Here is a 9440-nt window from a genome sequence, read left to right as displayed (position 1 = left end):
TCGCCAGCGTTCCACCAAGCCGCTCCAACTTGGCTGGGCGACCGGATCAGCAAACAAAACAGAGGCCGTAACCCTTGACCCGGTTGAGCGAGCGGCCAAGGACTGGAAAGCCCAGCTGGTCACTACCAGGGGGTCGATGGTCGAGCTCAGCGCAGAGCGGAGGCTGTTGATGGCCATCATCAGAAGGGCGCTGGACGCCCGACAATGGGCAGGTGCCGTGGGTCGCTGAGAGCAGCCTCAGCAGCCCTGACCGAGGAAGACCTCAGCGCCTGGCCCTCGCCTCCGCCCAACAGAGTTGAACATCCTGAATCTCAAAGAAGGCGTCCATGATCAGAATTGACTGGCCAGTCGTCTGACAGGCGGACGGGAAGCACCGTAACTGACAATGGCCACATCAAGATCGACGTTGCGATAGAGGTTCAGGGCTCGCTGGATGCCTGCCAGAATCCAGTCGGATTCGTTGCCAAAGGCCCCGCCACCCAACAAGGTGAGGAACAGTCGGTTGCTTCCATGCTGAGCCGAATTCAGGATGGCCGTGCAGATCGTTGCTTCATAGGAGGCTTCCAGAATCAGACGTGCGAATGGGGCCCATAGGTTCGACGGATGCCTGGAATAGGCAACGGGCAAGGCGGAACCGTAGGCCTGGGAAACGAGGTGTGTGCACTCCTTCAGGGTCACCTGGGTCCGCCACTGAATGCCGATCCGCAGCAGCTGCCGCCAGCCGTCGCGTTCCGCTTCATCGGCTGACGTCAGACGCTCAGCCATCTCAACCAGGCCAGCCTGCGAGGCCAAGGGATATCCGTTCCTCATCTCCCAGAGACGACCCTCTGCATTTCCCAGGGCGATGCCGAGATCCGCCAGGCAATCCAGCTGGTTGTCCGCCGATTGACCGGTTTGGCCATTGACGTCTGCGAAGTAGTTGCGAAAAATCGTGCCGGCACCAGCCGCCATGGCACACGCTGGTCCCTGGGTATGGTCATGCTCATAAATCCCCACGCCGCGCTCTGGCGTCACATCCGGTGACACCATTTCAAGCAGATTGAACTGAGAGGCCACCTTAAAGAGTGCATTGGCGTTCAATTCGTCGGCATGCAGATGCTGGACATTGGCCACCACTTCGCGCACCGTCAGCTTGCCGGACGGATAGCCAATGGAAGCAACCCGCTCTCGCAACTCCGCCAACGACGGCGTTTCCAGCCGTCCACAGACCAGAATCCTCCCATTCGCATGGGACCTCAGACATTCACCCTCAAGGGAGATCTGCTGACGCACGTCCTGTGGGGATGTCTCAGCCAATCCCGTCAGCGCTTCAAACCACATGACGAACCATCATCCCAGCATCATCGGGGCCCATCGGCGCCTTGCTTGAGAGTTGACACAGACAAGCAGAGGGTCGTGCAAAAGGAGTTGTCGATCGGGATGGCTGGCCAGCGGCTACGCCTGCGGAGGGAAGCGTTCAAACTGGGGAAGTTCATGGGCCCGCTCCATCCAGGCAATGCGTTCCGCCACCTGGATCTGAATGCGCGCCGGTACGGCCTCCGGGTCATCGTATGTCGCGCTCTGGATATCGACAATGCCAGGAAGCCCTTCAGGGTTGTAGTAGAAGAGCCCAGTGCCGCAGTCGCCACAGAAGTGTCGACGACCCTGCGGCGACGATGGGTAGATTCTGGGTACACCGCGTGTCACCCGCAGGGCCGTCTCGGGAACCATCGTCCAACCCACGACGGGGGCACCGGCATGGCGGCGGCAATCGGAGCAGTGGCACAGCGCATGGGTGAGGGGATCTCCCTCAACCTCGTAGCGAATGGCGCCACAGTGGCATCCACCAGACCGTTTCATGCGCCAAGTCCTCCAGCGATGCAAGGAAGGGTCAGGGTGCTTGGGTGACGCTTGCCAATCGCCTGGTCCAGGCACTGCAGAGGCGTGATGGGGTCCATCAGGTGGCAGGCCTCACAGGGAAGGCCTCAGCTTCGGAGAAGGGAAACAGTCACAGGGCGCTCACAGGATTCATCCTCGCGTTCCGTTCCCGAGTAACGCCGTTACACATCCGTCCAAACGTTAGACCATGATGTCAGGTTCAGCGGCGCAGACGGGTGGATCCCGGGTGACGCGAGGATCTGATGTTCTGATGGTCACCTTGGCAAGCCCGCCGCCAACCTGAGTGCAGCTTTCTCCTGTTCAGACAAAGCATCCCACGGCCTGTCCTGGAGCGCACCCTCAAGCGAATAGAGGTAGTAGCAGACTGGCAGGCGCTTTCCTGGACATTGCGCAGCCATCAACTGATAGGCCTGGGCCGCTCCAACCCTTCTCAGTTCCGCTTCGCTTTTGATCCCAACCTCACCGAGTCTCAACGCAACGGTGTTCCCGATGTTCCGCAGATGGGACAGCTGATGGGCAGCCATGGAACTCTTCTCCCTGACAACAGGACGTTCGCCAATGAGCCATGCACGCTGGAGCATCGGAGATCGCACAAAGCTCATCGCCGATCGCCAAGAAAGACGATGAAAGAATAGCGACCTTGCCGATGCTCATGGATCGCTTGATCCACCGGAATCAACAGGCTGATCCATCGGTGCCTACCGGGTCACTGGCTCATCATCCACAAGGGACAGGAGGGACGCCCCAAGGACGATGTTGGCAGCCCCGATCAGGCTGTCGTCCTGGTCGTCTCCGGCAAAGGCAAGGTGAACCCCGCCCGCGACCATGAAAACGGCGAGGATGTTGATGCTCCACTTGGAGAATCGCCTCATGAACAGTCCAACTTGCCACGGATTCATGTCTCGACCACTAAAGAGATGAAGGAGGTACTAAGGAGTCACGTGAGGCCGAAAGAGTTCAGGTGTCGGGCTGGCTCATGCGATCAGGGACACGATGGTGCAGTGACTTTACCTCTTTTCCTGCTTCAAGTGTGGTGCGCGGCTGACGCTCAGAATGAACGACACCAGCTCGAAACCCGATGCTGCGGGCGAAACGACGGAAACAGCGCTAAGCAGCTCCTGGAGTCCGAACGCCCCAAATCAGCGGAGACAGACGAACTTCAACCCAGAACTCGTACCTTTTGCCGTTTGCTGCATTTGCATTGTTCGGCGGCAATCGCGTTCATCCAACTTCCATCTCAATCTCAATCACAAGCAGGCGTTGCTGATCGGACTTAGGAATGTCTCAGGGGCGATACGCGAACAGCCCTGAAGCAAGAATGCCCATCTGCAAATCATATCTACATTCAGTAGCGCCCATAAGGATGCAGGCTTTGCTCAGGCTGTCCGTAGATGTTCAATATCTTGAATCGGCGGCGCACCGAACATCCGAGCATACTCGCGACTGAATTGCGACGGACTCTCATACCCCACCTGATAGGCAGCATTGGACGCATTAGCGTTTTCAGCAAGCATCAGACGGCGCGCCTCGAGGAGTCTCAATTGTTTTTGATATTGCAGCGGACTCATGGATGTCACGGCTTTAAAGTGATGATGAAACGAGGAAGCAGACATCCCGGCTTGCCTTGCTAAGTTCTCAATCCGCAATGGCTGTGTGAAATCAGCCTTGAGCTGTTTTATCACCTCAGCGATTCGCTGCATATGGCTACCCGATGTGGCAATTTGGCGAACCGCTGCGCCTTGGTCACTCGTTAAAAGGCGGTAATAGAGTTCGTGAATGATTAGCGGTGCTAGGATGGGAATATCCTGTGGTGCATCCAAAAGCTTCGTCAGCCTGAGGGCACCATCGAGCAACGGCATATCAGTAGTGCTGACAAACAAGCCCCTCACAGCATTTTCTTGTTGACGCTGAATCGCACTGGCTTGAATCATCAGATCGCAGAGGTGATAGGGATTTAACGTCAGCTTAAATCCCAGATAAGGCTTGTCAGACGTCGCCTCTACAACAAATGCGGTCAGCGGCAGATCAACTGAAACAACCAGGTATTGCGCCGCACCATACCGATAGATCTCGTCATTCAGCAACAGCTCCTTTTTGCCTTGAACCAAAATTGCAAAGATCGGGTCACAAACTCCGCGTAGTGCAGTGGAAACTGAAGATTCTCGCTGAAATTCCAATTGAGCGATCGCGGTTTGATGACACCCATTCCCCTTGCCATCGGTGTGACGAGTGATCAGGTCTGCCAATTCCTGGCACTGCTTTGTGATCTCAGCTTGATGGCTGACTGAGCAAATGGTTTCAGGTGTCATGGGAGTGTACCGACTCATGGAATCACCTTCGACCCAGCAGTATAGACGACCAACACAATCCCAGCTTGGAGGATTAGGCAAGAATCCGGGAGGTCTATGGATTCTGCTTTCTTGCTTTTGCTTTTACCGTGAATCTGTCCAAACCAGTCAGCCAGGAAAAGCAACATGCTGAACGTTGACAAAAAAGTTGTCGTCATTACTGGAGCCAGCAGTGGAATCGGTGAAGCGACTGCTCGATTGCTGTCTCAAAATGGCGCGAACGTTGTTCTAGGAGCGCGACGGACAGAGCGGCTCGAAAAAGTTGTCGGGGACATTCGTGATCAGGGCCACACAGCAGAGTTTAAAGCAGTGGATGTCGCCAATCGCGAGGACGTAAAAGCATTCATTCACTTTGCCAAAGACAGATATGGGCGTGTTGACGTGATCTTTAACAACGCTGGCGTGATGCCGCTATCACGACTGGATGCCCTGAAAGTTGAGGAATGGGACACCATGATCAATGTCAACATCCGCGGTGTCTTGAATGGCATTGCAGCGGGACTGCCGATCATGGAAGCGCAAGGCGGTGGGCATTTTATCAACACGGCCTCGATCGCCGCCCATTGGGTCGGACCTACTGCTGCAGTTTATTGCGCCACAAAATACGCCGTTTGGGCAATCTCCGATGGGCTGCGTCAGGAGTCAAAAAACATCCGTGTCACGCTGATCTCCCCTGGCGTAGTCGAAACTGAACTTGGCTCTGATATCACGGACAATGCCAGCAAGGATTTTTTACAAGAACTTCGCAAGACGGCACTCACATCAGATGCGATCGCCCGAGCTGTCTTCTATGCGATTGCTCAACCAGCGGATGTGGATGTGAATGAAATCATTGTTCGCCCGACCGCCAGCGCATTCTAAAGCATTGCCCATGCATCCCCATGGAAAGGCACAGGCCAACGTTCAGACAAAAGGAAAATCAAAAATGGTGAGCTCTGTGGGGTCATCAGGTGCGACAGGACAGACCAGTGCAGCGACGGCAAATGCCTTGGTGGGACAGCCAACGGTGCGGGTAGCGGTGCGGAATGAAAGCAAAGGTGCCGTCTGGGAAGCGCAAGGGGCTGGGGTTGCAATGGTCGAAGATGATGCCGAAGGGGATGCCTTGGGTCGTGCTGTTGAAGGGGTGTCGGGGGCGTCTGTTCTGAATCCGCCCGACGACCCCTCAGAAGATTCTTTCGCACGGGCTGAGCAGGTGATTGCAGCGGTTGTTGAAGCAGGATGACGAACTTGTGCTTCGCCGGGTTCCGTGAACAACGGGTGGAAGCTGCCGCTGTCCGAAAACCACCGATCCCCTCTGCTGCAGGCAGTGCCCCGGACCCATCACGTCTCCCGGCCCCCGATGCAATGCATCGGGATCAATCATCGTGGTCGTCCCATCACTGCACCCCAAGGGGTTAGAGGCCAGAGACTGCCGAAAGGCGCGCCAGCGTCTTCTCCAGCTCCACCCGCCACTCCCCCGGGGCGAAGTGGTGCCAGCGGCCGTGGCCGGGCAGCAGCCAGCGCACGTCCAGTTCGAGCAGCCGCTCCACCGAACGCACCTGCTCCTGCCAGTCCCACCAGCAGTAGCGGCGGGAGGCCACCACCCCGGGGGGATCCACACCCCACCAGAGGTGGTCGCCGCTGAACAGCACCTGGTCGGCGAACAGCACCGCCACCGAGCCGGCCGTGTGGCCCGGCACCGGCAGCACCAGCAGGTCGTCATCGAGCGCGATGGCTTCGGTTCCCGCGAAGCGGTGCTCCGCCTCCGGGGCGGCGTCGGCGTCGGCGGCATGGATCCAGCGCTCGGCGCCGAAGTGCCGGGCCCAGGCGCCGTGGTCGGCCACGTCGTCGCGGTGGCTGAGCAGGATCCGGCCCACGCCCCCCAGGGCCCCGATGCGGCGGGCCAGGGCGCCGCTCCAGCGCGGGGAATCGATCAGCACGTTGTCGGGCCGGCCCTCGGCGTGGCGCCGGGTGATCAGCCAGCTGCTGGCCCCGAAGCTCTTGCGCGACGCCCAGCCGCCGTAGTGCACCTGCCCCGCCGGCAGGCTGCACACCAGCGACGGGAAGCCATCGGCCGGGGTCCGGGCCAGCAGCTCCCTGCTGGTGCCGATCGCCGCCACCGGGCAGGCCTGCAGTGCCAGCAGCGCCGCGCGGGTATCGCCCTCGCCCTGCGGCTGGGCCCAGACGTGGGACGTGCGGCCGGTGGGGGCGAAGTGGGCCGGATCGAACTGCCAGCAGGTGCCGCAGTCGATGCAGGTCCGATCCACATAGAACGGCCCGGGGGCGTTGGCGGCCAGGCGCTGCTGGGGACGGGCCATGGGAAGGTGGCGGCGACGCCCCTAGCCTGATCCCCATGGCCCATGCCCTGGCCCTGCTGGCAAGTGCGTCGCGCCGCGAGGCGCTGCTCGACTGGCTCGACCGGCAGTCGCTGGCGCTGGCCGGCTTCCCCCTGCTGGTCAGCGGCGAACTGGCGGCCGCACTCGGCAGCGACCCGCGCACCGCCCAGCTGCAGGTCACGGCCCTGGCGGCCCTCGCCGAGGGGGGGGACATCCAGGTGGCCGCCGAGGTGCTGGCCGGTGCAGTGGACCTGGTGGTGGCCTTCCTCGATCCGACGGCGCCGGCGGGCACGCCGCCCGACGCCGGGTTGCTGATCCGCGCCTGTGATCTGGCCGCCGTCCCCCTGGCCCTCAATGCCGCCACCGCCGAGCTGGCCCTGCGGGGTCTGTCCCACGGCCGTTCGGCCTACCTGCTGTTCAATCCGGTCGCCGGCCAGGGGGATGCCAACGCCGATCTGGCCCTGATCCGCTCGATCCTCGAACCCCAGCTCCGGGTCACCGTGCTGCTCACCCGGGCCGGCATCGACCCGGCCGACCAGTGCCGCGAACTGGTGGAACTGCTCCAGGCCCGGCCGGCCGACGAGGCGGGCAACGCCATGATCGTGGCCTGCGGCGGCGACGGCACCGTCTCGGCCGTGGCGGGGGCGGTGGCGGGCACCGGCATTCCCCTTGGCGTCCTTCCCCGCGGCACCGCCAACGCCTTCGCCTCGGCGCTGTTCATTCCCACCGACCTGGTGGCCGCCTGCGAGACGATCCTGGCCGGCCACACCCACGTGGTGGACGCCGCCCGCTGCAACGACGTGCCGATGACCCTGCTGGCCGGGGTCGGCTTCGAGGCCGGAATGGTGGATCGCGCCACCCGGGAGCTCAAGACGATGCTGGGCCCGCTCGCCTACGTGCTCGCCGGCGCCCAGCAGCTGGCGTCCCAGCAGCCCTTCCAGGCCCGCGTCGAGATCGACGGCACCGTCACCGAGGTCCAGGCCGCCGCCATCACCGTGGCCAACGTGGCCCCCGCCACCTCCGTGCTGGCCCAGGGCTTCGGGCGGGTGATCCCCGACGACGGTCTGCTGGAGGTCACGATCGCCTCGCCCGCCACCCGGCTGCAGGGGCTCAACGCCCTCGCCTCCCTGCTCACCTCCGCCGTGGTGCAGTCGCCCGCCAACCACCCCGACCTCCTGTGCCTGCGGGCCCGCCGCATCACGATCACCACCGACCCGCCCCAGCGGCTGGTGATCGACGGCGAGATGGTCGAGGCCGACCCGGTCACCTTCACCTGCCTGCCCGGCGCCCTGACGGTGTTCGCGCCGCTGCCGCCACCGTGACCACGCCCCCATGAACCTGGCCACCGAGGCGGGCGTCGCCACCAAGATCCGCCTCATGGCCGACCGGGTGCGCTGGGGCCATCCCGCCTTCGCCCGCCATGGCATCGACCCCTGCCGCCTGGCGATCGCAGGCGATCCGGACACCCCCGAGGCCTTCTCCTTCCTCGTGCTCGGCGACAGCGGCACCGGGCTGCATCGCCGCGCCACCCCCCAGCGGCGCGTGGCGGAGCAACTGCTCGCCCATGGCGCCGATGCCCGCTTCCTGCTCCACACCGGCGACGTCGTCTACCCGGTGGGCTCCAGCGAGCAGTACCCCGACAACTTCATCCGTCCCTACCGGGAGTGGATCGTCGGCGGCGAGGACTGGCGGCGGCTGCGCTACGACCAGCTCGTCTTCCGGGTGCCGTTCCTGCCGGTGCTCGGCAACCACGACTATTACGACCTGCCCTTGCCGCTCGGGGTGCTGGCTGGCCTCACGGCACCGCCGCGCCGGCTGCTGCGCCGCTGGATCCAGCTGGATGTGGGCTGGCACGGCTCCTACGTGGGCCAGGCCTGGGCCCGCGCCTTCCTCGATGGGCTGGCGGCCGTGCCCGAGGCCGGGCTGGAGGAGCACCTGGCCCGCACCCGTACCGCCACGGTGGACGGGGCCCGCTGCCTGCTCTACCGCCCCGGCGCCTTCACCCGCCTGCCCCATCGCCACTACACCTTCCGCTGGGCCGGCCTCGATGTGTTCGCCCTCGACTCCAACACCTTCAACCAGCCCCTGCCCGCCGGCGACGACGGCGGGGAGCTGCGCCGGCGGCGCCAGCAGCTCGACGCCGAGCGCGCCGCCCTGGTGCTCTCCCTCGGTCCCCTCGACGGCGACGAGGACGCCCGCGACGACCGGGCCGCCAAGGCCGAGCAGCTCGACGAGCAGATCCGGGACATCGACAAGCAGCTCGAGAGCGGACCGCCGGCGGTCGACCAGGAGCAGCTCGACTGGTTCGCCGACGCCCTGATCGCCTCCTGGCGCAACCCGGAGGTGCGGGGCCGGCTGCTGGTGCTGCACCATCCCCCCGTCGTCACCGAAGTCAGCAAGTGGGACCAGGGCCAGACCCTGGCGGTGCGCGCCCGGCTGCGCGGCGTGCTGGATCGCGTCGCCGCCGCCCTCGGCGACCGGCCGGCCGGCCGCCCCCTGATCGATCTGGCCTTCAGCGGCCATGCCCACTGCCTGGAGCTGCTCCACACCGGAGACACCGGCCACGGCGACGCCCACATCCCCTGGCTGATCTGCGGCGGCAGCGGCTACAGCCTGCGCCGCCAGCGGCCGGAGGGGCCCGAGCTGCTGGAGGGTCCGGCGGGCAGCGAGCGGGTCGTGGCCCGCTCCCGTCTGTTCCTCGGCCGCAGCGGCCGGGGCTCCTCCCTGCGTCGCTCCTACTCGGCCCTGCGGGTCGACGTGGCGGCCGGCAGCCCCCTGACGCTCACGCTCACGCCGCTGGTGGCGGAGAAGGCCGAGGGCCGCTGGCGTCACGGGACCCTCGATCCGATCCTGCTGCCAGCGACGGGCTGATCCGGCGCGGGGTCGGTGCGACGGAGGG

The 9440-nt window shown here is 63.5% G+C and carries 9 protein-coding genes; 4 read left to right on the top strand and 5 right to left on the bottom strand.

The genetic code is table 11. From position 1 onward, the window contains the following. Positions 1 to 330: 330 nt before the first annotated feature. The 4 genes from KBZ08_RS06630 to KBZ08_RS06625 form a co-directional block, all read right to left on the bottom strand. On the bottom strand, positions 331 to 1182 hold the full coding sequence (locus tag KBZ08_RS06630; protein ID WP_254972133.1) for a hypothetical protein: 852 nt from the start codon (positions 1180 to 1182) through the stop codon (positions 331 to 333). A gap of 252 nt (positions 1183 to 1434) precedes the next feature. Next, a complete protein-coding gene (locus KBZ08_RS16610) occupies positions 1435 to 1839 on the bottom strand; it encodes a GFA family protein (RefSeq protein WP_396122377.1) in 405 nt (134 codons plus the stop codon). 293 nt (positions 1840 to 2132) lie between these two features. Continuing rightward, on the bottom strand, positions 2133 to 2402 hold the full coding sequence (locus KBZ08_RS16605; protein WP_106219752.1) for a TfoX/Sxy family DNA transformation protein: 270 nt from the start codon (positions 2400 to 2402) through the stop codon (positions 2133 to 2135). A gap of 852 nt (positions 2403 to 3254) precedes the next feature. Beyond that, positions 3255 to 4187 (bottom strand): AraC family transcriptional regulator, encoded by a 933-nt coding sequence (locus KBZ08_RS06625; protein WP_254972132.1) that lies wholly within the window; start codon positions 4185 to 4187, stop codon positions 3255 to 3257. Between the two features lie 165 nt (positions 4188 to 4352). Between KBZ08_RS06625 and KBZ08_RS06620 the strand changes: the two genes are divergently transcribed. Continuing rightward, positions 4353 to 5087 (top strand): SDR family oxidoreductase, encoded by a 735-nt coding sequence (locus tag KBZ08_RS06620; protein WP_254972131.1) that lies wholly within the window; start codon positions 4353 to 4355, stop codon positions 5085 to 5087. Between the two features lie 10 nt (positions 5088 to 5097). Next, positions 5098 to 5448, top strand: a complete 351-nt coding sequence (locus tag KBZ08_RS06615) for an NmrA family NAD(P)-binding protein (RefSeq protein WP_254972130.1) — start codon at positions 5098 to 5100, stop codon at positions 5446 to 5448. A 172-nt stretch (positions 5449 to 5620) separates the two neighbouring features. Here the strand turns inward: KBZ08_RS06615 and KBZ08_RS06610 are convergent, their stop codons facing one another. Next, positions 5621 to 6523, bottom strand: coding sequence for an MBL fold metallo-hydrolase (locus KBZ08_RS06610; RefSeq protein WP_106219538.1), 903 nt, complete (start codon positions 6521 to 6523; stop codon positions 5621 to 5623). 35 nt (positions 6524 to 6558) lie between these two features. Here KBZ08_RS06610 and KBZ08_RS06605 point away from each other — a divergent pair, with 35 nt between their 5' ends. Further along, positions 6559 to 7863: a diacylglycerol kinase family protein gene (locus KBZ08_RS06605; protein WP_254972129.1), complete on the top strand. Its 1305-nt coding sequence runs from the start codon at positions 6559 to 6561 to the stop codon at positions 7861 to 7863. A gap of 10 nt (positions 7864 to 7873) precedes the next feature. Continuing rightward, positions 7874 to 9412 (top strand): metallophosphoesterase, encoded by a 1539-nt coding sequence (locus tag KBZ08_RS06600; RefSeq protein ID WP_254972128.1) that lies wholly within the window; start codon positions 7874 to 7876, stop codon positions 9410 to 9412. The last annotated feature ends 28 nt before the right edge of the window (positions 9413 to 9440 follow it).

This window comes from Cyanobium sp. Candia 9D4 (assembly GCF_024346155.1).
GTDB classification, from domain to species: domain Bacteria; phylum Cyanobacteriota; class Cyanobacteriia; order PCC-6307; family Cyanobiaceae; genus Cyanobium; species Cyanobium minutissimum.
Note: the sequence above shows the minus strand (reverse complement) of the source record. Positions and strands in the feature narration are given on the sequence as shown.